26 protein-coding genes are annotated in these 25,664 nt (G+C 37.0%); 7 read left to right on the top strand and 19 right to left on the bottom strand.

The annotated features are described in order from the left end of the window. Positions 1 to 320: 320 nt before the first annotated feature. From cas1 to ACJMML_RS04530, 3 genes are all read right to left on the bottom strand, one after another. Positions 321 to 1,316 carry a CRISPR-associated endonuclease Cas1 gene (gene cas1 / locus ACJMML_RS04540; RefSeq protein ID WP_405306195.1) on the bottom strand — a complete coding sequence of 332 codons (996 nt, stop codon included), beginning with the start codon at positions 1,314 to 1,316 and terminating at the stop codon, positions 321 to 323. Between the two features lie 90 nt (positions 1,317 to 1,406). Further along, positions 1,407 to 1,592, bottom strand: coding sequence for a hypothetical protein (locus tag ACJMML_RS04535; protein ID WP_405306194.1), 186 nt, complete (start codon positions 1,590 to 1,592; stop codon positions 1,407 to 1,409). Positions 1,593 to 1,986: 394 nt separating this feature from the next. After that, the gene (locus ACJMML_RS04530) at positions 1,987 to 3,456 is read right to left on the bottom strand and encodes an Ig-like domain-containing protein (protein ID WP_405306192.1); all 1,470 of its coding nucleotides are present in this window, start codon (positions 3,454 to 3,456) and stop codon (positions 1,987 to 1,989) included. A 763-nt stretch (positions 3,457 to 4,219) separates the two neighbouring features. Here ACJMML_RS04530 and ACJMML_RS04525 point away from each other — a divergent pair. Both ACJMML_RS04525 and ACJMML_RS04520 read left to right on the top strand, forming a co-directional pair. Continuing rightward, complete coding sequence (locus tag ACJMML_RS04525; protein ID WP_405306191.1) at positions 4,220 to 5,299, top strand: tyrosine-type recombinase/integrase; 1,080 nt, start codon at positions 4,220 to 4,222, stop codon at positions 5,297 to 5,299. 90 nt (positions 5,300 to 5,389) lie between these two features. Continuing rightward, positions 5,390 to 6,382 (top strand): hypothetical protein, encoded by a 993-nt coding sequence (locus ACJMML_RS04520; protein ID WP_405306190.1) that lies wholly within the window; start codon positions 5,390 to 5,392, stop codon positions 6,380 to 6,382. 852 nt (positions 6,383 to 7,234) lie between these two features. Here the strand turns inward: ACJMML_RS04520 and ACJMML_RS04515 are convergent. Next, the gene (locus ACJMML_RS04515) at positions 7,235 to 7,789 is read right to left on the bottom strand and encodes a manganese efflux pump MntP family protein (RefSeq protein ID WP_405306188.1); all 555 of its coding nucleotides are present in this window, start codon (positions 7,787 to 7,789) and stop codon (positions 7,235 to 7,237) included. A 413-nt stretch (positions 7,790 to 8,202) separates the two neighbouring features. Between ACJMML_RS04515 and ACJMML_RS04510 the strand changes: the two genes are divergently transcribed. Beyond that, positions 8,203 to 9,225 (top strand): NADH-dependent flavin oxidoreductase, encoded by a 1,023-nt coding sequence (locus ACJMML_RS04510; protein ID WP_405306187.1) that lies wholly within the window; start codon positions 8,203 to 8,205, stop codon positions 9,223 to 9,225. Here ACJMML_RS04510 and ACJMML_RS04505 read toward each other — a convergent pair. From ACJMML_RS04505 to ACJMML_RS04480, 6 genes are all read right to left on the bottom strand, one after another. Next, entirely contained in the window at positions 9,222 to 9,662 is a 441-nt protein-coding gene (locus ACJMML_RS04505; protein WP_405306186.1) for a hypothetical protein, read from the bottom strand. The two genes, ACJMML_RS04510 and ACJMML_RS04505, sit on opposite strands and share 4 nt — an antisense overlap. 45 nt (positions 9,663 to 9,707) lie before the next feature. Beyond that, on the bottom strand, positions 9,708 to 11,102 hold the full coding sequence (locus ACJMML_RS04500; protein ID WP_405306184.1) for an MATE family efflux transporter: 1,395 nt from the start codon (positions 11,100 to 11,102) through the stop codon (positions 9,708 to 9,710). Between the two features lie 2 nt (positions 11,103 to 11,104). Then, on the bottom strand, positions 11,105 to 11,569 hold the full coding sequence (locus ACJMML_RS04495; protein WP_405306182.1) for a MarR family winged helix-turn-helix transcriptional regulator: 465 nt from the start codon (positions 11,567 to 11,569) through the stop codon (positions 11,105 to 11,107). Between the two features lie 5 nt (positions 11,570 to 11,574). Further along, the gene (locus ACJMML_RS04490; RefSeq protein ID WP_405306180.1) at positions 11,575 to 12,024 is read right to left on the bottom strand and encodes a flavodoxin family protein; all 450 of its coding nucleotides are present in this window, start codon (positions 12,022 to 12,024) and stop codon (positions 11,575 to 11,577) included. A 94-nt stretch (positions 12,025 to 12,118) separates the two neighbouring features. Continuing rightward, complete coding sequence (locus ACJMML_RS04485) at positions 12,119 to 12,487, bottom strand: hypothetical protein (RefSeq protein ID WP_405306179.1); 369 nt, start codon at positions 12,485 to 12,487, stop codon at positions 12,119 to 12,121. 52 nt (positions 12,488 to 12,539) lie between these two features. Beyond that, positions 12,540 to 13,118, bottom strand: coding sequence for a flavin reductase family protein (locus tag ACJMML_RS04480; RefSeq protein WP_405306178.1), 579 nt, complete (start codon positions 13,116 to 13,118; stop codon positions 12,540 to 12,542). Positions 13,119 to 13,151: 33 nt separating this feature from the next. Between ACJMML_RS04480 and ACJMML_RS04475 the strand changes: the two genes are divergently transcribed. Beyond that, on the top strand, positions 13,152 to 14,045 hold the full coding sequence (locus ACJMML_RS04475) for a hypothetical protein (RefSeq protein WP_405306177.1): 894 nt from the start codon (positions 13,152 to 13,154) through the stop codon (positions 14,043 to 14,045). Here the strand turns inward: ACJMML_RS04475 and ACJMML_RS04470 are convergent. The 5 genes from ACJMML_RS04470 to metG are packed head-to-tail and all read right to left on the bottom strand — an operon-like array spanning position 14,024 to position 19,810. Then, a complete protein-coding gene (locus tag ACJMML_RS04470) occupies positions 14,024 to 14,695 on the bottom strand; it encodes a 2,5-diamino-6-(ribosylamino)-4(3H)-pyrimidinone 5'-phosphate reductase (protein ID WP_405306176.1) in 672 nt (223 codons plus the stop codon). The two genes, ACJMML_RS04475 and ACJMML_RS04470, sit on opposite strands and share 22 nt — an antisense overlap. Positions 14,696 to 14,703: 8 nt before the next feature. Then, on the bottom strand, positions 14,704 to 15,717 hold the full coding sequence (locus tag ACJMML_RS04465; protein WP_405306175.1) for an MraY family glycosyltransferase: 1,014 nt from the start codon (positions 15,715 to 15,717) through the stop codon (positions 14,704 to 14,706). Between the two features lie 45 nt (positions 15,718 to 15,762). Next, positions 15,763 to 16,227, bottom strand: coding sequence for a hypothetical protein (locus ACJMML_RS04460; protein ID WP_405306174.1), 465 nt, complete (start codon positions 16,225 to 16,227; stop codon positions 15,763 to 15,765). 4 nt (positions 16,228 to 16,231) lie between these two features. Then, the gene (locus tag ACJMML_RS04455; protein WP_405306173.1) at positions 16,232 to 17,812 is read right to left on the bottom strand and encodes a DUF530 domain-containing protein; all 1,581 of its coding nucleotides are present in this window, start codon (positions 17,810 to 17,812) and stop codon (positions 16,232 to 16,234) included. Between the two features lie 9 nt (positions 17,813 to 17,821). Then, positions 17,822 to 19,810, bottom strand: a complete 1,989-nt coding sequence (gene metG / locus ACJMML_RS04450; RefSeq protein WP_405306172.1) for a methionine--tRNA ligase — start codon at positions 19,808 to 19,810, stop codon at positions 17,822 to 17,824. Between the two features lie 217 nt (positions 19,811 to 20,027). Here metG and priL point away from each other — a divergent pair, with 217 nt between their 5' ends. Beyond that, positions 20,028 to 21,359 carry a DNA primase large subunit PriL gene (gene priL, locus ACJMML_RS04445; protein WP_405306171.1) on the top strand — a complete coding sequence of 444 codons (1,332 nt, stop codon included), beginning with the start codon at positions 20,028 to 20,030 and terminating at the stop codon, positions 21,357 to 21,359. Positions 21,360 to 21,365: 6 nt separating this feature from the next. Here the strand turns inward: priL and ACJMML_RS04440 are convergent, their stop codons facing one another. Further along, positions 21,366 to 22,052, bottom strand: coding sequence for a type II CAAX prenyl endopeptidase Rce1 family protein (locus ACJMML_RS04440; RefSeq protein ID WP_405306170.1), 687 nt, complete (start codon positions 22,050 to 22,052; stop codon positions 21,366 to 21,368). 8 nt (positions 22,053 to 22,060) lie between these two features. Continuing rightward, on the bottom strand, positions 22,061 to 22,576 hold the full coding sequence (locus tag ACJMML_RS04435) for a hypothetical protein (RefSeq protein ID WP_405306169.1): 516 nt from the start codon (positions 22,574 to 22,576) through the stop codon (positions 22,061 to 22,063). Positions 22,577 to 22,673: 97 nt separating this feature from the next. Here ACJMML_RS04435 and priS point away from each other — a divergent pair, with 97 nt between their 5' ends. Both priS and ACJMML_RS04425 read left to right on the top strand, forming a co-directional pair. After that, positions 22,674 to 23,651 (top strand): DNA primase catalytic subunit PriS, encoded by a 978-nt coding sequence (priS, locus tag ACJMML_RS04430; protein ID WP_405306168.1) that lies wholly within the window; start codon positions 22,674 to 22,676, stop codon positions 23,649 to 23,651. Between the two features lie 2 nt (positions 23,652 to 23,653). Continuing rightward, complete coding sequence (locus tag ACJMML_RS04425) at positions 23,654 to 23,911, top strand: hypothetical protein (RefSeq protein ID WP_405306167.1); 258 nt, start codon at positions 23,654 to 23,656, stop codon at positions 23,909 to 23,911. Between the two features lies 1 nt (position 23,912). Here ACJMML_RS04425 and ACJMML_RS04420 read toward each other — a convergent pair whose 3' ends face one another. Further along, a complete protein-coding gene (locus ACJMML_RS04420; RefSeq protein ID WP_405306166.1) occupies positions 23,913 to 24,485 on the bottom strand; it encodes a thymidylate kinase in 573 nt (190 codons plus the stop codon). Between the two features lie 11 nt (positions 24,486 to 24,496). Next, positions 24,497 to 25,615: a 5-amino-6-(D-ribitylamino)uracil--L-tyrosine 4-hydroxyphenyl transferase CofH gene (gene cofH / locus ACJMML_RS04415; RefSeq protein ID WP_405306165.1), complete on the bottom strand. Its 1,119-nt coding sequence runs from the start codon at positions 25,613 to 25,615 to the stop codon at positions 24,497 to 24,499. Between the last annotated feature and the right edge of the window lie 49 nt (positions 25,616 to 25,664).

The following is a 25,664-nucleotide window of genomic DNA, read 5'->3' as shown; positions in this document are numbered from 1 at the left end:
AAATTGTTTAAAAAATCTTTTCCATGTTCTTTGAAAGTTTTATCATCCAAATTTTTATAAATAATTTCATCTAATCCCCATCTAATGGTTTTGAATATTTGCTTAGAAAACATTCAATTTAAACACTACTTAATTTTTCTTTAAATATCTATTTAAAAGGTTTATATCTTCTCTTTAAAAAACTTTGTGAGGACATCATTATTTACACTTAATTATGGATAAGGTTTCCTCAAAATCAATGAAAATTATCATTATTCTAATGTTATTTTTCAATAATTTTGAGGACATCATTTTTCAGGCAAAAAATCCCTTAGGTTTCCTCACCACCTCAAGTAGAATCCCTTGAATTTTTCACCATACAACAGTGAATTCACTAGGTTCTCGCTTTGTTTTACAATCAAATCTGAATAGCTTACAGTTTCATCTCCATATGTTATTGTGGAGTATACTTTTGAGAGAATCTTTTCAACGATTAATTTTCTAGCTTCCAATTTAATCGTGTTGTTCCTTTTGTCAATATCATCAAGAGTTACCTGCTTTCTGTTGACCAGACTGATGACAGTCTTGTCCACAATCTGCTGCCTGAATGGCTCTATCAGGTCAAAGGTCAGGCTGGTCCTATTGTCCATGTCAAAGTGAAGCAGTCCGCAGTATGGATCCAACCCGTTAACAAGTATACTTTTGGTTATCTCGCTTGCGAGGATAGCATATCCGTAGTTAAGCATTGAATTAAGCAAATCTGATGGTTTTTTTGTTCTTGACTTAAAATTAATTTCTTTTGGAACGAAATACTTCACACCTTTCCAGTATTCATTTGATGCCTTTCCTTCAAGGCCCATAATCTTCATTCGCACTGTTTCATTGTCTCCATTTAGGGGCAGTTGATTCAATTGACTTATAATCTCTTCAATTTTCTGTCTATTATTATACACACTTTTTAGATGTCTATTCTTGTTCAATGTTGTCAGTGTGGCCTTTTGGTTTTTCATCTTTGACATTATGAGTTCCTTTGATATTTCAAGACCTAGCCTATTTTCACTTAACCTATACTGCTCTTTTTTAAGTTTCACGTTTCGCCAGTCAGGTGATTCCAATGTGTATGTGAGTTGCCCCCGGGGATTGATTGCTATCAGTTTAATGTTGTTTTCGGCCATCAAATTAAGGGCATCGAATGTAAGGTATCCCTTTCCGATAATTGTTATGTCATTTATTTCACTTGCTCTGATAGAATCGACTATTTGATTTTTTTCATGTATAACTATCCGGTTGTCTTTCTTATGTATTGACTTTGTGTATCCGTCTATTACCAGTTTCATCCTAATACACACTATACAAATCATTCTTGAATTTCATTTCCCGCCCTGCAGTTAACTTTTTGCTATAGCAGTTTTCACAGATTGGAATAATCACAATGCTGTCGTTTTCACTAGTGATTTTTGAGATATTCTCACTGTGATCTTTTTTTTCACCATTGCTAAATCCCATGCATATAATGAGCTTTGAATCTTTCGAAGTCCATAATGCTGGAGGATATTTTCAATATTTTTCTGGTGTGTCTTGAACCTGCAGTCAAGACTTGCTATCATGTACATGAGTTAAGTTATATTTTCAATGTTTAAATTATTTCATTCATGTGATAGGTAGCTATAAACACTATGTTTCAGTGAAAGCAATTTTTTAAAGTCGCAACAATTTTTTAAAGTTACTAAAATTTGATTAAGCTTAAATAGGATAAAAATAATACTATATATTAATTTATATGGAATTTCAATTCCGTTATTTGAAATTAAAGAAAAATTTTGGAGAAATATATATGAATTATGTATTATTATTAAAAGTAATAGTCTTTATATTTTACTACTATGATTAAAAATAGTAGTCTTTATAAATAACTAATAGTAATGCAACATACTTTATCATCTGCAACTCTCCTTAAAATGAAAAAATTTTTTAAAAAAAGGATATGAGGAAAAATTGGTTCCTCAATTAAAAAGTATAAACAAATTTTGTGCCACAATAGTAATTGTCTTCAGCAAATATAATTGTTGCTTTACCATCATAATACTCGGAAGTGGATAAGGAAAATCCTTCACCAGATTTTCCGTTAATTGTTCTATAAGCAGTTTTAACAGTAATTTTCTTTTTTAAAACTTTACCATTCGCATCAGTTAATTTAGGATATATCTTAATTCCAGCAAATATTCCTCCAGGATTAAGGAAATCCAGCATCTGACCATTTGGACCTTCACGAGTGAATTTAGTTTTAATTTTGTTTTTAACTATTACAATCTTACTTTTAACTGATGCTGATTTATATTTGGAATTGCCTTTAATAGAAACAACAACTTTATGTGAACCTTTTTTTAGAGATTTTGTTTTTAAGCTAGCAACTCCGTTACTGTTTGTTTTAATCTTATATATTTTGTATTTTTTACCTGTATATACTTTGATTTTAACTAAAACTCCTTTCATAGGATTTCCAAATTTTTTATTTTTAACTGTTACTTTAAAAACACCCTTTTTATAAATATTCCTTACTTTTGGAGCGGAAACTTTTAATGACGGTTTGGAAATTTTAATTGAACTGGATTTAGAATTTGCTTTAAATTGAACAGTATCCTTAATGCTGACTTTCAGCTTATGGCTGCCAACACTTAATTTATATAATTCATATTTTGCAACACCATTTGAATCTGTAGTGAGAGTTATAGTTTTGTAAGTTTTACCAGTGAATATTTTTAAAAGAAGTTTAACATCTTTTAAAGGTTTATTAAAATTATAATCAACTAATTTTGCTTGGAAATACTTTCCTGAAGGAAAAGATGTTGTCAATTTAGTAGGAATATCAATTCCCTTAATTGAAAGTTTTAAATAAGCCACTGATGTAGGAAACCCTCCATCATAATAATCATAGGAAATACGATCATCACCATCAGTTTTATCATTTATAGTAATGTCTATTTTATGTGTTCCATAAACAAATGGAAGAATATACTTAACTTCACCATCGGAATTTGTTATTCCACTTTTATGATTATTATTCCAATAAAAATTAACTGTTACATTAGGTATAGGCAACCTGTTTCTTTCTTCAACTACTTTTATAATAAGCTCCCTATCTCCATAATTCTTAGGAGTTTTAATCAATTCATAATCCCATGACTCAGCGATATTATAACGGATCACATCATCATTAGATTTGCCCAAAATAGTGTCTTTTGATAGGTCATTATCAACCTCATCATCAATTTCGGATGATTCATATTGAGGATACATTGAATCTCCATTATTTTTTTCTAAGGATAATTGTGAATTATCATCTTGAGAGGATTTAACATCGATTTGATCTCCATCCACACTATTTACCTTAGAGTCATCTAGCTCATTAGCACATACACTAGAAAGCGTAAATAATACGCAAATAGTTAAGAATAAAATTAATATTTTTCTTTTCATAATTTTCCCCCATAAATATTTGTTTGTGTAGATTGAATTAAATTCTTGAAAACAATTTTTTTTAAAATATTCAAGATATAATTAAAAATCTATGAATGAATATATAAATATATAACGGAACTGAATAAAAAGTCTGCAGTTCATGAAAAAAATAATTTTTTATCTAAGTATTGAGTTGTTTTTAATATTTTTCTAGTGAAAATCATCAGTTTTTACTGATTATGGTGGATGTTTCAAGTATTATGAAGTTTGTTAAAAGATAATATTTAAGTTTTGAATATTTTTCTCAAAAATTGCTTTAAATACTACATAATTTCTTTAAATATTTATTGAGAGAATCTTTTCAACGATTAGTTTCATAGTTTACAATTTAATTGTAAAGGATTCAATAATTTGAGGAGGTATATTTAATTATCACTATTAAAAGTAGTAGTTGTTATACATGGTAAGATAAATAGTTGAAGGAGATAAAAATATTATACATTATTTCCAAAATATTTTTTTAATACTTTTTTTAAAATTTCTATTACAAAATCAAAATCTGAAGAAATCACCATTTTGAAACCACTTGATGTATATGTGTTACCTCACTTTCAACATTTCCTCTGAAACTCCCAAATTATCCAAATTTTATATATAAAGAAAACGTATATTTTATGTAATAATATACGTTAATAATGAAAAGATACGAAGTCTTTATATATTAAAAAAATCAATAGTATAACAAGGGTTTGAGTAAAGAAATTTAGGAGGCAAAAAGCTTATGATCGAAGTCAATGAGCTAAACGACTACCTAGATGAATACTTGGAAGAAAAGCAAGAGGTAAAAAACTTAACTAAGGAAACAATCGAAAAACAAACATTCAATATATCCAAATTCATTGAATATTTGGAATCAAATGGAATAGATGAATTAAATGACAAAAATGTCAAAAAGCAATTAAGACATTACCGTAGGCACTGCCTGAAGCAGAGAGGCAACAAGAGGACCACTGTCAAGACATATATGATGAACATTTTGGAGTTCATCAACTCAGAAGACGTTCAGGAAGAAATCCAGCACGAAACAATCAAAATGAAGGATATCATTGAAGTCAAGGCGGAAGATCCTGAAACAGCTAAAAAAAGAATTGAAAAGATTTCTTTAACATGGCAACAATCCAATTTCTTTTTAGATACCATCAAACAAAGCGGAAATATTAGAGATTATGCAATTTGCAGGACATTCATTGATTCTGGAATGAGGCTTAAGGAACTGGTCCTATTAAACAAAAGCGATATTCAGGTTCCTCTTGATGATAACGGTTTTTACATAATGCCTGAAGACACCAACGAGTTTATTGATGTTTATTTGCGTGCAGAAACTACCAAAGGTGAGCTGAAGGACCGTACTACATTCATTACCTATGATACACTTGAAAGCCTGAATGACATGATGAGGGAACGCACCACAAAACTTAGGAAAAATACGAATGGAGTTTATAGACCCATCATTCAGCGAAAAAAGGCTGATGAAGAAAAAATAAGGGAAGAGCTCTTTACAAACATCAAAGGCAAGCGTATAGGAAAACGTGCAGTTCAGGATATCATCAAGAAACACGCCCGTGAATGTGATGAGAGGATAAGCACTCAGGGATTCGACTGCCCAATAAACTACACAAAAAATGTGAGTGTTCACATCCTAAGACACACTGCACTGTCCCATTATGCTGAAATATTGACTGTTGCTGAGGTACAGTCAATTGCAGGTCATTCCAACTCTCAAACAACAGATAAATATATCCACATTGACCGTGAACAAATGAAACATAAATTAAAGGTAAATGCCAATAGATTTTCATAATTGATTTTTTTCAACTCAATACAAAATTAATCTAATTTAAATACTACATTAATCTAATATATTAATGAAACATTTTAATTATTGATATCTATGAATTTAAAGAATAAAATTTTTGTATTGAGTATTTTTATAATTTTTATTTCGATATGTGGAATTTATTCCATACAGTCTCACCAAAATGCCGATGCATTGCCGGTTATTTCTAATGAAACCGATGAATTTGGCTGTTGTTCTGTTATTTTGCAACTAGAAGACAATCACACCATTATGTCTTATAGGCGTGATGCTAATCTAAGCGCGGATGTTTACATCGAACAGGTAGATTGGCATGGCCATCCTTCGATTAAACAGCATAAAACTGAATATGGCTATTTTAATCATGTAATTATTACAAAAGAAGGTTGGGTAATTGGATTAGGTGGAATTGATGACGGTGAAGACAATCAGAAGTGTGAGAATATTGCCACAGAAATGATTACAGACGATTATAGCATCTCAAAATACGCTTTACAAAAGATTCAGAAAATTAAAAAGCCTTATAAGCGAGGACATATCATTATCAAGGCACCTAATGGAAATTATGGTTTTGCCACTAACGATATGTTGAAAATAGGGAAGCTCAAACCTGGAGAGTACATCTCAATGCCGAATAAATATGAGTTTTCCAGAAAAGGCAATATTACTTCAAATTCAACTGATAATATAAAATCAATGGTTGAATTGGCCCAAACTGATTCATATGGTCTTAATAGGCGTGATGTCTTTACCTATGATTTTTATAATGGTGAAAACGGAAATGTTACTGATATTTACCTTTCAAATGATGATGGGCATTTCGTAGACATGAATAATACGGATTGTTTTGATGATGTTTTCTTTAATAATACTCAATTTAAGGGATCAGACCTTCCTATTGGTCCAAAATATGAAAAGATCGGATCTGTGACATTTGATAAAACCAGATCCAATTTTGATAATTTATTCATACTGCTGCTCATTGTAGGATTTGTATTTTTTGTCGGAATATTGTTCTTCATTGTAATGAGATTTGTAAGATTTATTAAATATCGTAATAAGCGCTGAAATTTATTAAATTTCATTAAATTTATTAAAAAACAACAAAATTTAAAGAAAATACCATATTTCATTAGCTTGATATATATGGAGCTATTGATTTATAGCATTTTCTAAATATTACTTGAGTAGTAGTGGTAAAATAAGTACAATTACTATAATCTGTATATATGGATAGTATATATTTCTGTATTTCTGTATATATGGAAATACAGAAGTAGGGTATATCCATATAATACTTATATAAGTACAATATGTAAATAACTATTACTACTTATTGTGGGTAATATAGATAAATATATATTATAACTATTTTTACATACTTTACCATTAATACATGTTTAAGGATTATATATGGAAATACTATTCCGACTATGGTAATATTACACTAACAAGAATTTTAGTAAAAATAATCGATATTTGCCTTTTATTCAGAATATAACGAATGGATATTATCTTATATATCAATAATAAGGATATAACTCCAATTTATGATATATCATAAAATATTATAATTAATTTGGATTAAACACCTTAGGAGATTCCTTTTTGATAATGAAATTTATTAAATTTTATAAAATTTATTATTTTTTTCAGATTTCACATTTTATCATGATTTTCCTCATCTTTCAAAACATGCAAATAATAATGGCTCCATCTATATGTCTTGGTTCATATTCACTACTTTCTTTAAAAAATTAATTTTTTTAAATTTCTATGGGTCATAAATGTTGGAAATATAGGTCCAAATGTGAATTCATCATTGAATATTATTGATAATCTATGTTTCGCCAGGATGTTTTTTAAAAAAATGAGGATGATGCATGTTAATTCATATTATATTTGAAATATGAGCTGGAATCAAAATCCCAACAGTATCTTTATTCCGATTATGATAAGGATGACTCCACCAAGAATTTGGAATTTGTCTCCAACATAGTTTCCAAGTTTTTTACCAATGAATATGCCTGCAATGCTAAACAGAAACGCTACAATTCCTATGATTGCTGAGGATATCCATATCGGGTCTTTTAGGAGCGCAATTGTAATTCCGACTGCAAATGCATCAATACTGGTTGCAATTGCAAGAAGTGTGACCTCCTTGAAGGAGAAATGATCTGTAATCTCTTCATCGCCACCGCTAAGGCTTTCGCGAATCATGTTCAATCCGATGGCTAGGAGAAGGATAAAGCCGATTATTGATGCAAGGGATTCGACAATGCTTGCAATTGCATTGCCACAGAAGAATCCTAAAATGGGCATTAATGCCTGAAATCCTCCAAAAAAGAGTCCATAATATAATATTTGTAGTTTTGTCAATTGCTTTTGTGTAAATCCCTTAGTCATGGATACGCTGAATGCATCCATTGCAAGGGCAACAGCGATTAGAAATGTTGAAATAATATTAAAAGACATTAACTAATGATATGTTGATTATTATATTTATAATTATTTTTTAATGGAGGAGATTAGGCAAGATTAAATCCCGCCTAACCTTTCGCGCAGTCGGTTGTGGGAAATATTACTCAAGTTATTTCCCAATAAAAGTATTGTACATTCTCCATATTTAAAATAAGCAGTTTTAAATCCATTCAATTTTACAAGGTCATGGAAATATTGCAAACTCAGACAATCAGTTTAATTCCATCCAATACAAGAAATGACAATAATATTTAGGAAAATAAGATATCCTATAATAAAAATGTTTAAAAATCAAAAACTTAAATTATGATGTTTTTAATTAAAAATTAGGCTATAACATTGCAATGGCTTTTTTGAAAATTACATTTTTGTTAATTATTTATATCATTTCAATTATAACAATAAGTATGAAAGACTTATTTGATGTATGCAAATTCGGGGATTTTACGCTCAACAGCAGAATAGTTAGAACAGGACTTTGGGAATCCCAAAGGGAAAAATCAGGAAACATGACTCCTGAAATATATAATAGATATGAAAATATGGCCGCAAGCGGTGTTGGATTGATAATAAGTGAACTGTACTCCCTTTATCCGAGGGATGTATTTTCCAAGTATTCGAATACCGTCAATTATAACCGCTTTGTGAGGGAGGCCCGTGACCTGACAGACCTTGTCCATATCTATGATGTCCCGATCTTTGCCCAGCTCGGTATGGTTCAGTTCAACAAGAAAACCCAGCAGAACATTCCGATTGAGGATGTAAGCATTGAAGATATGCGAAAGATTCAAGCTGATTTTATCATGGCAGCTCAAAAGTTCGATTATGGAGGTTTTGATGGAATCCAACTTGGACTTGGAAACTATTATTTCCTTGCCAGATTCATCAATCCGACCTTCAACAGCCGTGAGGACAAGTACGGCGGCAGCACATTGAACCGTCTGAGAATAGTCCTTGAGATGATTAAGGTCATTAAGAAGACTACAAAGCTCCATATAAACTGCCGTTTGAATGCATTTGACGGAACCACCAACGGAATGACACTGAATGAAACCATCAATATATGTCAATTGCTTGAAAAGCATGGTGTTGACAGCCTTCAGATTACCCGTCCACGCTCCCCACAGTTTTTCACCCGTGAAAATAGTGATAAGAACCCGCTGATTGATGCGGCACAGGAAATTATCAAAAGGGTTGACATTCCGGTCATCCTGGGAGGGGGTGCAACCAGTCAAAATCAGATAAACGACATCCTAAACACCACAGACATAGATTTCATATCCATGCAGAGGCCATTTGTCCATGATCCAAGTTTCCTTGTGGACTGGCAGGTTGAAGGTGACGGAGAAAGCTTCTGCAAGACATGCAACAACTGCTACTGGAAAAAGACAAGCACATGCCACATAAGGCCATGCAAAATAAGGCCCTAATCATTTCTGTAGGTTCTGAATTTCTCAAGAAAATGATTTAGCTCATCTTCTATTTGATATAATGATACTATGGGCCTGTGATTCAGAAGGGTGGTCAGGGCAATCAATAGTGGAATTGCCTCTCCAACGTTAACATTAACGAATTCCAGGTCCTGATAGGTAATCTTGAAATTCTCATTGAGATGCTCGTCGATTCTGAGCCCTGCCGGAATGAAACTGATTTCCTCTTTTTCTATCAGCTCCTCAAGGTCCTTTGTGCCTTCCAGGATATCGTCAAAATCAATCTTTTCCTTGCTTAGAATCGGATTTAAAAAATCGAAATTAATGTCATAGTCATATTTGGAATACTGCCTGAAGTATTCGTTCACCATAATGTAGTTGATATACAGCTCGTGGTTCAGTATCGAGTATTTCTTGTTGCTGACTATGAATTCCATGTTAAGTTATTAGTAAAAAAAAGTATAAAAAACTAGTTATCAGAACTAGTCTTCTTTTTGTGGTGTATATTTCTTGATTGAGATTGCCTTGAATCTTCTGATGAACAGCTTTGCCCAGATGTATCCCACTGTTCCTCCAACGAAACATCCAAGAATAATACCAATATATATTCCAACAACGCCCCATCCGAATATGAATCCTAATATGTATGCGAATACACTTTCAAGAATCAATGACCTCAATAGGGTAATCAGCAATGAGTAGACTCCCTTTCCGACACCCTGAAACATCATGGATGACATTATACCATGAGGAATTGCAAGAACGAAGAGTGTCAGCACTGATATTGCATGTGCAATTTCTGGAGCCAGTGTTGAGCTTGCTGAAGTGTATGCAAACATTGCCGCAATTTGAGGTGAGAATATGTATATCACGATTCCCAGGGCGATTGATACAATAAAACCTAATTTTATTGAATAGGAATGTGCAGTCTGCAGGTTTTTGTAGTTGTGTGCCCCATATGCAACACCTGTCACTGTCAATACTGCTGTTCCGATACCTATCAGTGGAATCATGGACAATTGGACAATCCTCATTGATGCGGTATATACAGCTACCGCAGTTGTTCCGTCAGCCATTACCAGCATTGAGTTGATGATTATCGCCAAGGCGGAAAATACGATGTTTTCCAATGTTGACGGAATGGCAACCTGCAGGGTGTCAAGCATTATATAAGACTGATAGTCAAAGTTCTTTAAAGACAGGTCAAGGTAAAGGTCCTTTTTACCCCAGATCCAATAGCTCATGACTACACAGGACATTGTAGCTGAAATGACTGTTGCCCATGCTGCACCTGATATTCCAAAGTTCAGGATATAAATGAAAATAGGGTCAAGGATGATGTTCAGGATTGCGGTTACCGCAATAGCTATTGTTGCCCTTCTCATGTCCCCTTCAGACCTGAATATAGCTGATGCGACTCCGGAGTATACGAATATGAAAAGGAATCCGAAGATGATGTAGCTGTAGTCCAGTGCATACTGGATTGTCTTTCCCGCACCCATGAACTGAAGGATAGGCACCATAAAGGCTTCAATGAGCACTGTAAATATGACTGATACGATAATTGACAATACGATACCGTGCAGAGCAGCATTGTTTGCCTGCTTGTAGTTGTTTGCTCCGATGTATCTTGCGATAAGTGAATTTGCACCTGCACCTATACCGTTACCCAATCCTACCAATACCATAAATAGCGGTGTGATGAATCCTATTGCAGCCAGCGCGTCTGCACCAAGCCCTGCCACCCAGATACTGTCCGCTATATTATAAAGCATAATCAATAGCATTGAAAGCATCATCGGCAGTGCCAGTTTGACGATAGCCTTTTTAGGATCTCCTGTAATCATTTCAATATTTTTGCTTTTCTCTTTTGCCATTTTTATTCTCCTTCATTTAACTCCATGGTCTTAATAGCAATTTCCCTTAAAACCAATTGCAATAGTTCCTTGTCAACATAACCTTTTTCCTTTATGACTTCATCTTCCCAATCCTTCAGGACTGTGATTGCCTTTGATAGGGTTTCTCCACCTTTATCGGTAAGTGAAACCATATTCTGGCGCCTGTTGTTTTCATCAATTGTTCTTAGGACAAATCCCTTCTCCTCAAGCTTCCTGATGGATCTTGCAACAGCCCCTTTGTTTATGTTGCATCTTGTTGCAATCTTTTCCTGATTGAGATTGTCATGATGTGATATTTCAAAGAGAAGATGAAGCTGGGTTTCATTGATGCCCAAGTCGCCCAGTCTGTTGTTCATATAGATGGACTGGCCTCTTGCTATCATGGCAATCAGGTTGCTGATTGGAATTATTGAGCAGTCCATGTTTTTAAATTCATCAAGAGACATCTTATCTACTCTAAAAATGAATCCAAATTAAAGTCATCTTTTTTGACCTGCTTTGTGGTTAGGCCCAATGTCTTAACAGGTTTTACTGAGTATTTTTCGACTTGCTTGAATGACTTGTCGAAATCACTGGTTGCGGCGGTCATGAATAACTTGACATTATTGAGCTTTCCCTCATTGTTCTTTATGTATGAAAGGGCAGGTGTCGCCACTTTTCCCGCCCAGACAGGTGCTCCGATATACACCATATCATAGTCGGCAGGGTCGAACTTCAAATCTTCAATGCCAATAATCTTTTCGGATAGTGCATGCTTTCCTGCACGTGCATATCCAAGCTTTCCCTGATAATTCTCTTTAGGAATTATCTCTTCAATGTCTGCATTAACGTTATCTGCGATAGTTTCTGCAAGTTTTTTTGTAATATTTGATCTAGAATAATATGCTACTAATGATTTCATAGCATACTATTAATATTTTCTAGTATATAAACTGTTGCATTAACAACTATTGACTTTGCAACAATTAAAAAAATAATAAAAAAAGAAATGGAAATTATGATTTGAAAAAGTTTGACCACTGGATCTTGTGTTTTGTGTCCATAACCTTTTCATCATAGGTTTTAGGCTGTATTCCATATTCCTTTTCCAATACTTTACGCTTTTGGGTAATATCAAGAGAGTTGTCATTAATCTTTTCGAAATATGTAAGCTCCTTGTCGACTTTTGCGAGTTTTTCTTCAAGATAGGCCTTTTCCTTTTGGGCATCCTCAATTTTCTTTTCCAGAATACGGTTACCGGACTCTGATACAACATTTCTCATATCAAAGAACATTTCAATGGCCTCACCCACTTCTATGCCGTTTTCCTTTAAAATCCTGACTTTTTCAGCCTGTTCCTCAGTTAATTCGATTTCCATTTTCATAATAAATCCCTCAAAATATAATTAATATTGTATATTTATTTTAACATTTAAATTATTTTCTGAAAATCAGGCCGACTTTAAACGCATCGCCAATCTTTTCCCCTAGCCTGAAATAGGAGTGTGTAATGTCATCATATGCAATGGGATTAAGCTTTTCGAAAATTATTTTGCCTTTGTCGTCAACAATCTCCTCTTCAGCCTGGACATTGACAATTTCGCCTGTTATCTGGGTGTGGGAACCCACTTCGGCAATATGCATTACCCTGCATTCAAGGGACAATTTGAACTCATTTATTATTGGTGCATTGACCTTTTGGCCTTTTTGGTGTGTGAAACCGATTTTTGACAGCTTGTCCTCGCGGTAACCTGACTCGATGCCTAGATAGTCAACTTCAGCGACCTGTTCAACGCTTCCAAAAGCCAGACAGAACTCCCTTGAATGGAGAATGCTTTTTAGGGTTTTCCTCTTTAGGGTTGAGTTGATTGCAATCATGACTGCAGGAGGATGATGGGAACACATTGTAGCAAAGGCCAGAGTGCATGCATCAGCATTTCCTTCCTCATCATAGGCGCTTGCAACAACGGCAGGAGCCGGATACATCATCGTATGGTTTTTGACATTGACTTTCATGATTATATATTATGAAATCATATAATATAAAATATGAACAGACTTAAAATAGCAAAAAATATTTCAGCATTTACGAATCCTCCGATTATCTGCATACCCCTATTTCTGATAATATGCCTGACATTATCATTTACCGCAGACGGATTTGATTTTGGAAAATTCATTGTTCTTGAAGTGGTTTCACTGATATTCGCTTCAGTATTGCCGATGGCAATCATACTGTTCTGGGCTAAAAAGCTGAATACCGACAGCGACATTTCAAACAGATCAGACAGGTACATGCCTCTAATTGTCGGAATCGTTTCATATTTCATAGGATTTCTCATCTGCTACATATTCTCTTTGGACAACTTCCTTACATGTCTGCTTCTGTGCTATTCAATAAACACCGGTGTTGTGCTTCTGTTTACTACAAAATGGAAAATAAGCGTGCATACCACTGGACTGTCAGGTCCTGTAGGTGCATTGATATTGCTGTTGGGTCCCTTTGGAGCTATTTTCGGTCTGATATATCCTGTCCTTATCTGGTCAAGGGTTCTTTTAAAAAAACATACCCTGTCCCAGGCAATCTGCGGAGGGGTTCAGGGATTCTTCCTGACAGTCATTGAGATGTATCTGTTTATGAACATACTTAACCTGCCGGTAATGAACCTTGTAGGACTATATGACTCAATTTTATATATTTTGGCTATAATCATGACCCCTGTGCTTTTGGGTCTTTTAAGCTATGTAAAAACAGGAAATCCGTTAAGGATATTCATAATAGGCGAAATTATTTTGCTTGTGCTTTTCTTTGCCCTGACACCTGCAGAGGTATTTCTTATATTTGTCATGACTACACTGGCATCAGTATTGATAAGCATTTTTGCCAGTGATGATTTCATATGGTATAATATAATATCCGGTCAGTCATTCAAGACCTTATAATTTAAAATGAAGTCCTTATCTAATGGATAGTAATCAATCAACTCCAACTTTACTGATTCATCCATTGTATTAAATCCATCGCCATCGAAAAATGTCTTTGCATTGGCACCGCCAACTACCATTGGTGCCACACAAATGCTGATTTCATCAATCAGTCCGGCCTTTATCATTGAAAAATTAAGTGTTGCTCCGCCTTCAAGCATCAGCTTTTCGATGCCTTCCTCATGAAGATAGTTCATAAGTGCCTTCAGGTCAACCCTTTTGTCGCCTGAAAAGAAGAACTTGACGCCACGGTCCTTCAAAGTCTCGTAGGTTTCGCTTTTCATGAAATCTTCCTTGTATTCGTTGGCTCCGGCGATTATGGTTTTTGCATCTGAATTTGTAATTCTGGCATCAGATGGTGTTCTGCATTTGCTGTCAACAACCACCCTAACCGGATTGTCTTCAGGCTTTGCATCAATCTTGTGAACCGTAAGCCTCGGATCGTCTGCAATGACTGTTCCTATACCTACCATTATTCCATCACATTCCTTTCTGATTTCATGGACCCTTTCAAGGTCCTTTTTACCGGAAATGTTTGAACTGCCTGATTCTGTTGCGATTTTACCGTCCAATGTCATTGCAGCATTCAATATTACATAAGGCCTCATACAATCACCTATATATGATAGAACATTTCCTTGATTTGAAGGAAGTTCATAAGTGTCTTGTTTTCAAGCATTCCAGGCATCACCAAAGCAATGGCTATTCCTATAAGTCCGAAGATTATTCCGATTGCCCAGATTATCTTAACTGCATCCTTTTCTGCAATAGGCCTTCTTAAGACCAGTCTTATCAATGACTTGAAGCCCTGTTCGGGACGGACAAGTTTCCCCTCATCATTCAGCTGTGTAGGCTTTTGCTGTTGCCTGTTCATAACTCCTGCTGAATAGAACTTCAATGCAGCATCGATGATGTTCGGCATAAGAACAATGAATGCAATCAGTTTTACCCTACCTATGAATGCAATGCACACAACGGCGGCTCCAATGATGAGTGTACCTGTATCTCCAGGGAAAATTTTTGCAGGATATCTGTTGAAATAAAGAAATGCAATCAGTGCACCGAGCATACTCATTGAAATGATTGTAACATCGTATTTTCCTAAAATGATACAAGCTATTGTAAGTGAAGTCATTGAAATGACGCCCAAACCTGATTCGATACCGTTCAAACCGGCAAGCATGTTGGTCAGGTTGGATCCTATTGACAATGCAATAGGGATTGTAATCAGATACAAAAGGCCTACATTAGGCGGTGCAGCCCATATCAGTGGAAGGCCTGCAAGAAAGAGTAAAAAGAACTTTTCCTTTGATGAGAGTGCAAGAAGGTCATCAACAATACCTATCATTCCTACAAGCAGAATGACCACAAGTACAATCACCAATGGGAATGTAAGGATATCGTGCATGTATATTCCGGAAAACATTCCTATAATGAAACCGAACAATATTCCAAATCCGCCCATTTCGGCAACGACAGGTCTCCAGGATTTGTGTATGTCCTTTCCGACAATGTCTGCCGCTTCGAGTTTGGATATAATTTTCGGCATTGCTAATCTTGTTACCACAAAAGACAATAAGCCGCAGATTATTGCAATTGCATATAATGGGAGTTGAGGTAAAATCATCATAAGATTATATATCTTATTACTGATTAAAATAATTAATCATAACAATTATTTTTTGTTGAGGATATAATAGACGCTTCTCAGGGGCATGTCCAACTTTTCGGCAATTTCCTTTGCAGTCCATCCGTCCTCTTTCAGTCGTTTGATTTCGGTGTGGTCATGTTTCCTTTTTCTGTTGTCAAAATTAGTTTTGCTTTTTTTAAGCAGATAATATACACGGCTGAGCGGAATGTCAAGCTTTTGTGAAATCTGCCTTGCGCTCAGTCCTTCACCAGACAGTTTAGCTACATAAAACTCGATGCCGTTGCTTCTTGATTCGGCTCCCCATTTGTATTTGGTCCTGACCTCAATGCCCAAGGTCTTCAGTGCTTTGATATATTTTTTTGAGGTTCTCTTGTATACGCTGGGAGCGCATGTTATCTCCTCAAGGTTTGGATACTCATCCATCAAATTCACAATCATGGAAGAGGACATCGCCTTGGTGATATGAATTGTTATGACTTTCTCGTCCATAATATCACTTTTTGATCATTTCAAGGAATTCCTTGGATCTTTCACTTTTCGGATTCAAGACCTGGTCTATAAGTTCGATTTCATTTTTGATTTTTGATTCGTTGATGTTGAATGCATAGCTTATGCTTTCAAGCTCGATTTCAGAGTTCTGAGTAATCAATGCGGCACCCAGTGCAACATGGTTGAACTTGATGTTGGATTTAAGTATTTTCTTTTCGAACTTGAACTTTTCATATAAAAGCAAATCCATTTCTGGAATCGGAATAATCTTGATGTCAGTGAAGTCGTTGAGAATCTCGATGACCTTATTGTATGTGGTCTGGAAAGCTCTTCTCTGCTCACGGTCAAGCTCTACGCGTATATATGGAAATGGTCCCAATTTGATTTTTCTGGCATTGTTTGAGGTTGTCATGTAATATTTGAACATGTCCCAGACTATCAGGGTGTATGCGATGTTCTGGAATATGTTTCTGTAGATGTTTTCCCTGACCTTTATGTCACGCCTGAGGGACCGGGTAATGTTTCCGAACCTGTCGATATAGTTAAGGCTTCTGAATCTCTTCTCGATTTTGGATTTTCTCCATGCCTCTATCTCATCATGGTCATACTCGTCAATGAAATCAGGCCTCTGGTTTTCATATTCCTCAAGGATTTCATCATATTTGTTAATCCTTTTGAAGTCAGTCAGGTTGCGCTTCAATATGTCATCTTCAATTTCAGTTATTATTTTCTGGGCATAACCGACATATGCCAGTGCTATTGCAGTTCTAGCATGATTGTCGTCAATGATTGCCGGTTTTGTCCTGTGGAACTTTATGTCCTCTATGCGCACATTTCTACCATACCGGTTTCTTGCCTCTTCCTCATAATTGTCAACATATTCGGAGCCAAATGTTATGCTTTTTCGAATCAGACGGTTGTTTTCATCCTTGAATCTGATTACAAGGGTTATTGTCTTGACGTGACCTCTTCGCTCCTGCTTCAGGATGTTCAAAACCTGCTTGTATGATTCCCTTGCATACTGTGACAGTTCACTCTTCAGAACCATATAGTTTCCGGAAAGTGGCAGGTAAGGTATTATATCAATCCTATGAGTAAGTTCCTTGTTCACCTTAAATGAAAATGATGTGCTTTTACAGTTCTTGCATTGGCCTTCCATTCCTTTAAATTCACTAATGGAATATTTCTTATAGCATGAGTTGCATTTCACATATCCGAACTGCTCAAGGTTTCCAAGTGCAATCATATGTGAGTCAATGGCTGATTTCACACGGTCCAGAATGTTCTTTTTGGCGTTGGCTGTTGTCCTGAATATCTGGTTATGGCGGCTGGTTTCACGTATCTCGTCGGCAGGTACTTCAGATACAGTCTTTGTTCCGTATCTGCTTAGGGATGTGAATGGTGTGGTGTACCCCTGTCGGTCCATGTCCTCCCTTAACTTCTGCAAATAGTTTAATCTGTCCTCTAGTTTAAAGTAAAGATTCTTGAAGGATTCAAACTCTTCAATGTCATCCAGACTGATTGAATCCTCTGCAATCTCTTTTAAGTAGTTCTCGGCTTTGTTGACTAGGACAGATTCAGGCATTTTATCTATTTATTGAATTCTTTCGCCTACTTCAGCATTTTCATCAGGACTTAGTAGTGCTCCTGATGCTCCGGTTGCCAAAATCATACCTTCTGATAATGTTCCGAATAGCTTTGCAGGCTGAAGGTTGGCGACTACACATACTTTTCTTCCGATTAAATCTTCTGCATCATAGAATTTTGCTAATCCCGCAACAATCTGTCTAGGCTTTTCCTCACCCAGGTCGACCTGCAGCTTCAATAACTTGTCGGACTTTTCGATTTTTTCAGCCTCTTTAACTTCTCCTATCTTTATTACAAATTCATCAAATTGATCTATTGTCACTAAATCACTCATGTTATCATCCTCATTTTCAGTTAGGTTTTCTTTAAGTTTTGCCTTTTGGGCTTCAATTTCCTTATCTTCAATCTTTTTGAATAATGGCTTTGCCTTGTTTATCTCATGGCCGGATTCCAGAAAAATCTTTGCATCCTCCCATTTGTCAAGTGAACCGAGGTTCATTATTTCAGCAATCCTGTCCGCTTTTGATGGAAGGAAAGGTTTTAGGGTGTAAGCTAATGTTTTAGCTAATTGATTAGATAAGTATAAGCAGTTTGCGGCCTTTTGAGGATCTTCTTTAATTGCCTTCCATGGTTCCGCATCATTGAAGTATTTATTTCCTTTCTTGGCCACCTTGAATATTTCAAGAAGGGCTTCCCTGAATTCGTAATCAGCTATATATGCACCTGCACTGTCCGGAAGCTCTTCGATTGCCTTTCTGAATTCCTCATCCTCTTCTGTCGGATTCACATATTCAGGTATTCTGCTGTCGAATTGCTTTTTGGTGAATACGAATGTCCTGTGCAGGAAGTTTCCTATCACGTCAGCCAGCTCGTCATTGTTTCTTCTCTGGAAGTCATCCCATGAGAAGTCTGAGTCCCTGTTGAGGGGAGCGTTTATTGTCAGGTAGTATCTGAGCAGGTCCGGCTCATAGTCCTTTACGAAATCGGCTATCCATATGACCCAGTTCTTGCTGGTTGACATCTTTTCGCCTTCAAGGGAAAGGAATTCTCCTGCATATATCATGTCAGGAAGCTTGCAGCCGTATGCCTTCAGCAGTCCCGGCCAGAATATGGAATGGTGGTAAATGATGTCCTTTCCGATGAAATGAACCACATAATCGTTCCAGTACTCTTCCCATTTCTTGCCTGAGACCTTTGACCATTGGCTTGCGGAGGATATGTATCCGAGAAAAGCCTCAATCCATACATATAACACCTTGCCTTTTGCCTCATCCAACGGCACAGGTATTCCCCAGTCCATGTCACGGGTCAGAATCCAATCGGTCAGTCCTTCATTGAGCCAGTTTGTTGCATAGTTCTTTACGTTTGCAGGAAGATTGTCATTTGTTGAGATATATTCCTTAAGAGCATCCTCAAGCTCTGAAAGCTTGAATGCATACTGGAAGGTGTCCTTGATAATCGGTGTGGTTCCGCAGGTAATGCAGTGTGGCTCGTCCAGTTCGGTTGGATTCAGGGCCTTTCCGCATTTTTCGCAGTGGTCTCCTCTTGCTTCGGAACCGCAGACAGGACATAATCCTTCAACGTATCTGTCCGGAAGGAACTTGTTACAGTTAGGACAGTATAATTGCTGGATGTCTTCCCTGTAGATGTATCCATTGTCATATAATGATTTGAAGAAGTTTTGAGCCAGCTCGTAGTGGGCTTCATCTGTGGTCCTTGTGAAATTGTCCAGTGATATGTTCATTGACTCAACGTCTTTTACAATCATATCATGGTATCTTTTTGAAATCTCTATCGGCTTTTTCTTTTCCTTGTCCGCCTTAACTGCAATCGGAGTTCCATGTTCATCGGTTGCACAGACCATCAGCACATCATTGCCGATCATCCTGTTGTATCTTGCATAGATATCCGCAGGAAGGTATGTTGAGCGGATATGGCCCAAATGACATGGTCCGTTTGCATAAGGAAGTGCGCATGAAATAAAAATCTTTGACATTTATCTAATCCCCTTATCTATTTTAAACATAGTATAGTTATGTTGCTCATATATTATAATAGTTATTTTTTAACAATGTTATTTAATAAGAAAATTAGATTTAAACATAAAAAATGATAATTTTAATATTGCACAAATTGTCCGAATCCGAACCGGATACAATATTGACTTTAAAAATAGGTTAGCTATTTAAAACATAAAATAAAAAGTTAAAAGCATGGCAGAAGTTTCATTCATAAATCCATTATCCGATGAAGGAAGACTGATTATCAGGGAATACGGAGATCTGAATCAGATATTCGATGAAAACGAATCACTGATAGACATATGTATCCGCACACCCAACCAGAGGTTTTCAGATGACTCCCTGATTCCAAAATCATTATATGACCTATGTATGAAACGAATGCTCTGGGCAATCGAGAAAAAGAACAACACCAATTTTACACAATCTGAATTCGAATACCTCACCAATCAGGACATCTACGCTCAGGATGTTGTGGCCTTCCATATATTGTGCCAGGCAATCGCCATACAGTTCAACCTCGGTTCACGTGAAACCAGACTGTTCATTGAATCCCAGGGAACACTTATTTTAGAAAAGCTATCCAAAATTCCCCCAATGTCAAGGGCCGAAATAATCGATGAGGTTCTTGATGAGGTAAAAGTCGATGGTGCAATCACCTGGAAATCCCTAAGTGAAGTCATTGCAACCAAAAAGCTAAAGCTTACCGATCTGCTGATAGATCAGGGGGATATCGTTCTCCAGCAGGATGACTTCCTCTACCGTTTCGGCGATGAGTTCACAGACAGAAGCCCTGAGAGAATGTACAACATACTCATCGGCGACAGCGTAAAGGAACAGATCCTGTCAAGGCTCATAATGCAGAAGACCGAGGAATACATTGCGCGCATCAAGGAAATGTCCGCAAGAGTTGAAATGCACCCTGCAATAACTAAAATAGCAGAGGACTTAAAGGAATTCATACCTGAGGAAATCAGCAAATACAACCAGTACTATGCAGGAAGCGGAGGAATATACGGTACAGTGGAAGCCGGAAAACTTATCCCTGAAGCCTTCCCGCCATGCATCAAGGCAACCGTCGAGGGAGTCTCATCAGGTGGACGTAACGATGCAATCGTATTGCTTTTGACATCATTTGCTTCATATGCAAGGTTATATCCAAGAATTTTTGCATCCGATGAGACAGTCAAGGTATCCGATATGGACCCTGATTTGTCAATCACTGAAAATGAAATATTGCCTTTGATTTTTGATGCGGCAGACAACTGCAGCCCTCCATTATTCGACGACCAGCCTCAGGAAAAGATAAACATCATATCAAAACTGGGCTTCGGGATGCATGAAAGGGTCGACATCAACCATGAAGGGGAAACCAAATGGTACACACCTATGAGCTGTGAGAAAATAAAGATTCACCTGCCTAACCTTTGCCATCCGGACAAGTCCTGCAAGGGAATAAACAATCCGCTTTCATGCTACGGACGAAAAAAGTTCCAGCTGGACAAGGAATCACCTAAGGAATAACCTAAATTAAGCCCCAAAGATTCCGAACAGGGCCATTATTAGAATAATTGCATCAGTCATCAGATGGGATATGTATGATGCAAGGAGATTTTTTGTTTTCAGATATACATACAGATGGAATGCTGAACCCAAACCCTGAATCAGAAGCAATGAAAATATAGAAACTCCCGGTTCCATATGCAGCAATGCAAAAAAGACCAATGTGATTGCGCAGGATACGCCAAGCGATAATCTGCGATTGGATGTGTATTTAAAGAAAATCCTCAGTAAAAACATCAATGGAATGAACTTCATCAGCTCTTCGGCCATCATGGAAAATATCAGCGCCACTATAGTAGCAATGCTCCACTCACCACTTCCGGTGCTGGCCAGACCGCTTGCATATAAAAAATTGCTCATAATCATTGTATATATGAAAAACGCTACAAACATTGCTGCGGCAAGTATCAGTTCGTCTTTTGTAGGTTTTTTAAAGAATAGTGAATAGTCCCAATTTGAAAAATAAAGCAGAGGAATCAGCATTATCCCAAGGAAAAATATGCTCCCAACAATCTCATTTGTTAATGACCAGACATATTGATAAGCAAAATAAGAAACAGCCATGCTGATTAGCAATACAAACCATCCGATTCGTGGCATCCTTGGAATTTCATTGTAAAATGGAAAATCCCTATTTTCATCAAAACTCAACATAAGAAAACCTACAAACTTGATTGGGAAAATTCGAAGGGATTGTGGTTTTCATAAATGGCATCGTAATATTTGTTTAAAATCTTTGATTCCCACATGTTATAGTTTCCCTGTTCGGTTTTCTCGAAGTTATATGCAAGAACGCCTATTGTCCTTTCGTACTCGTCAATGCCCTTCATTTCACAGAATTCGGTAATGATGTCAGGAATATATTCGCATGGATCATCACTGCTGAAGTCCAGAAACTCCTCATATTCATGTTTTGAAAAGAAGTCCTCCTCACTGACGGGAGTTTCATGGGATTCGATTGTAAACAGTTCAATATATATTTCATCCGCCAATGGAAGTTGATTAAAATCAATGCCCAATCCATAGACATTACCTGTTTCAAGGTTCAAAATGGTATGGCCTGTCTTGATGCCACCCATCCAATTGTCATATGCCGGCTTCACGATTTCTTCTGGAGTCAGACCTGAAAGGACAGCCTTCAGATGTTCCACTCCTATTACTTCAACAATCTCTTCCATGAAAATATTATATCTGTCCTGATTAATATAATGTGTGCAAAATCACAAAAGCACACTTGGCGAATAAATAAATACTTTATGAAATATAACTATTATCATGTTTTCCAAAGCTACAATAAAGGAGAGAAGGCAATACTACCGTGAGGAATGGGACCCGAAGGACCTTCCCGAGTTCATATCCAAGGACATCAAGAAAAGGGAGTTCGGTTTTGACCATAACGGACGAGGGCCAAATGACAGATACAAGGTCTTCGGTGGAACAGAGTCCCTTAGAAAATTCCTCAGATACAAGGCTCCCTTTGCTGCATACATCTCCGTTGCATTCTACAACAACCCCCGCCGTCGTGAGGATTGGCTTAAGGCGGAATACATCTTTGACGTTGACGCAAAGGACATACCGATCAGGTCATGCCAGTGCAATGGGGTTTGTGAAATCTGTCTTGGCGAGGCTTTGGAAATAGTTAACAACCTGATTGATACTCTTGAAGGCGATTTGGGATTGAAAAACATCCATCTGATATACTCCGGAAGAGGATATCACATAAGGATAATGGATGAGGACATGATGACAGCGGGAAGCGAGCTTCGCTCTGAAGTTTTAAAGTATGCCGCAGGGGCTGAGGTTCCAAAGTCCCAGTTCATGAACTCTGAAATATCCAACCAGAGCTTCAACTTCGAGCATTTCACAATACCTGTAGGATACCAGAAGATATTCACAAATCGCGTCAAGTTCAACATCCAGCATCTTGTGGGCAACGAAAAGATTGACGGAATCAATGCCAAGCTCATGAAGGACATAATTGCTTCAAGACACCACCTTGAAAACGACAACTGGGGACTTTTCAAAAAGGACATAGGGCCTAGAAGATACAGGAACCTTGTCGATGCCATGGCCAGGGTGAACCTTGCAACCATTGACGCAAAGGTATCAATCGACCTTAAAAGGATTTTGAGATTGCCATCCTCCCTTCACTCAAAGGTGAGCATGAAGTGCATGGAGGTCAAAGACAGGGAAAGATTTGATCCCTTCGACAAGGCGGTTCCAAAATTCGTTTATGAAAGAAAAGGTGTATGATTATGGATAAAGTTTTAAGAGAGATATTGAGAAAGAACCCTTACTTTGAAGAGATAAATGAAAACAGATTCGTTCCCGAATACCTGGGACTTATCGTCAACGGCGTGGTTGTCTATCATGTTAACTGGATTGATATTGTCGGCAATGAGGTAATATTCATGCACAAGGACATACAGACCCATCCAATCGTTTCACTTGTTCTTGAAAACCTCAACTCACTGATGATCATCACAAGCGACGGAATAAAAGAAGTATTATAATCTAGTCGGTGCTGAAGCACTTGGCCACTATTTTTTCTGAAATCACTTCGGGGGAATCATCTGCGGGAACCACATTCCAATTGTATGTGAACTTCTGGGATTTTTCACGGTTTTCCCTTAATGATTCTATATTTTCAAACATTTCGGTTTCCTCATCACGGGAACCTATCCTTCTGAGAGACTCTTCTGGAGTGATGTCCAAAAAGAACATGCAGTCCGAAGTCGGAAGGACGAACGCCACAATCTTGTATACAATCGTATTCACGACATTCGGAAGATACATCACCGCCAGAATATACCTTGAAAATATGACCACATCAACATCCTTGTTATAGTAATACATATGGACTGACCTTATCGCATCAAGCCCGAAGTATACTGTAGCCTTAATCTTATTGTATTTGCCTGTTTTGAGAAGTGCCTGCTTTGATTTGCGGCCGAACTTATTGTCGCTGCACGGATGGGAGCGGACAGTAACATTGCGGCCCTTTTTCTCATAGGCCTCTGCCAAAAGGTTGACCTGTGTGTCTTTTCCTGAACCGTCCAATCCATCGATGACTATAAATTTCTTCATAATGCACCTATTCATTCTATTTCATAAAACTCGGTATAATTGGAATTCCTTTCAATCGGATGTCTGCCAAGGTCCCTGACCATACGTGCCAATGTATCGATTGATGCATTAACTCCATCAGGCGCGCCTGAAGCTTCTGAGAGTTCATCTCCGCCTAATGTGCCTCCAAGGTCATTTGTACCGGCTATAAGTGAAACCTGTGCGAACCTGAATCCCATTTTTACCCATGACACCTGGATGTTTGGAATCACATCCCTAAGCATAAGCCTTGAAACGGCATAGAGCTTCAGGTCCTGTGTTCCGGTAGCTCCCAGATTTGACTGGCCTTCCAGAAATATCGGTGAATATTCATGCATGAATGTCATTGGGATGAACTCGGTAAAACCGTGGGTTTCATGTTGAATCTGTCTAATTATATCAATATGCTCTACCCTTTCCTCCAGAGTCTCAACATGTCCGTACATTATTGTTGCTGATCCTTCAATTCCGACTTCCTGAGCGGTCTTGACAGCATCAATCCACTCCGCAACGCTTACCTTTTCAGGACAGATTATTTCCCTTGACCTGTCGGTGAGTATTTCTGCAGCTGTTCCAGGAAGTGTGTCTAGGCCGGCATCCTTAAGGGCTTCAAAACCTTCTGCCATGTCTATTCCTGAAGCAAGACATGCGTCCCTTACCATGGTCGGTGAAAATCCATGAATTGTAACATTTGGGAAATTGTCCTTCAATAATGTTAGCAGATGAATATAGTAGTCAATGTCAGCATCAGGATGAACTCCTCCCATCAATGTGAATTCCCGTGCACCGTTTGCAACGGCACCTTCCGCCTTGGCAAGTATCTGCTCGTCATTCAGGATATATGCTTCAGGGTCATCGGCATCCTTTCCGAATGCACAAAAGCCACATCTGACTGTACAGATATTTGTAAAGTTGATGTTACAGTTGTTAATGAATGTTACGTTGTCCCCAACGATTTGGTGTCTTAAAAAATCAGCAGTTGCAAGTAAAGGGTACAGATCATGCCCTTTTATATTCATCAAATGGTTTGCCTCTTCAACAGAAATCTCCTCATCAAGGGATTTTGTCAGAATCTTTTCTGTCTCAGGGGAAACGGGTAGTTTATCAAACATGATTTTATATTGGATTTAAATAAATAAAAAGGTTACTATTAATTAAAAA

The sequence above is a fragment of the Methanobrevibacter sp. genome, from assembly GCF_045130115.1.
In the GTDB taxonomy this organism is placed as follows: Archaea; Methanobacteriota; Methanobacteria; order Methanobacteriales; family Methanobacteriaceae; genus Methanocatella.
This window is presented reverse-complemented; position numbering and strand designations above follow the sequence as displayed.